Raw genomic sequence first — 1,245 nt, forward strand, 5'->3', positions numbered from 1 at the left:
CTGAGATACCGTCTTGGTAGTCAATCAGGTTTTGAGATTATTCGACCAATAAATAATCTCTTTGATAGGCAGTCTGATGTTTTAAAACGCCATAACACAGATGTATAAGCTTGCGCATTGCAGCACCTAAAGCACACATTTTATTTTTACCCTGGCTTAATAATCGTTGATATAAAGCTTCAATGTGTGGATTATATTTAATCGCTGTTAATGCTGACATATACAATACTGAGCGTATTTTACTGTCACCTGCTTTTGATAAGTGACTTTGCTTGTTGACTGAACTGCCAGACAACTGATGTACTGGAACCAAACCTACATATGCAGCAGCTTGACTTGCTTTTTCAAACTTGTGCGAATGAAATAACCCCAACAGTAATAAGCCTGATCGTTCACCGATTGAAGGAATAGTTTGCAGTAATTTCAAATCCTGTTTCAATGTTGGATCTTGATCTATGTGATTATTTATTAACTTATCAATATTTTCAAGTTGCTGATTTAAATACTCAATATTCTCTTCAAGTAATTTAATCACAACAACGGAGGTATGAGTGGACTGCGCCTTTTCAAGTCGATTCTTTTCCTGCAATAGACTACCTAGATAGACATCTCGTCTGCCTAGTAAAGCTTTTAATAATCTGACATTTTCAGGTTCAGGCTGCCATATGATTAACTTTGCGGTGTAACCATAACGTGAAAGAGCTTCACTATCAGCTTTATCCGTTTTATTTAGCATGGACATGCCTTTGGCAAAGGCTCTTACTCGTGAAGGATTAGCCACACAAACCTTTACACCTGCATCATATAGATAATATCCCAAATTCTCATGATAAACCGAAGTCGCTTCCATGATTGCTGTCACTTGATCAGGTTCAATTTTAAGAGTGATGAGCCATTTGAGCAGACTGCCAAAGCCACTTTCTGTATTAGTAAATATTTTATTTTTTCTTTTTCCAGTCAAACCTTGAGGGAAAATGCAACAATCTATTTTGGTTTTACTGACATCAATACCTAGCATAATCATGGTGATATTCCTTGAGTTTAAGCTATGATTTTTATCCCATTAACCATCATCTTACCTTGTGAATACAGCATCAAAGTGCTTAGTTACCGTTCAGAGTTGTATGAGGGATAAGGGCAAATTGTAGGTTTTATCTCAGGTTCAAATTTAAGATTTTAGCAGCACTCCAAACTCTACAATTTGCGTATAGTGGTAGCTAATCACTATATCAATCAAGATACAAG

1 protein-coding gene is annotated in these 1,245 nt (G+C 36.2%); it reads right to left on the reverse strand.

Annotated features, from left to right (window positions below; genetic code table 11):
* Positions 1-37: 37 nt before the first annotated feature.
* Complete coding sequence (locus Q9R24_RS14965) at positions 38-1,024, reverse strand: IS110 family transposase (RefSeq protein WP_005251678.1); 987 nt, start codon at positions 1,022-1,024, stop codon at positions 38-40.
* Positions 1,025-1,245 lie beyond the last annotated feature (221 nt).

This window comes from Acinetobacter sp. RRD8 (assembly GCF_031844225.1).
GTDB lineage: Bacteria > Pseudomonadota > Gammaproteobacteria > Pseudomonadales > Moraxellaceae > Acinetobacter.

Excerpts from the sequence above, each read along its gene's own strand:
- Q9R24_RS14965 (WP_005251678.1), bottom strand. The coding sequence starts at position 1,024 with ATGATTATGCTAGGTATTGATGTCAGTAAAACCAAAATAGATTGTTGC.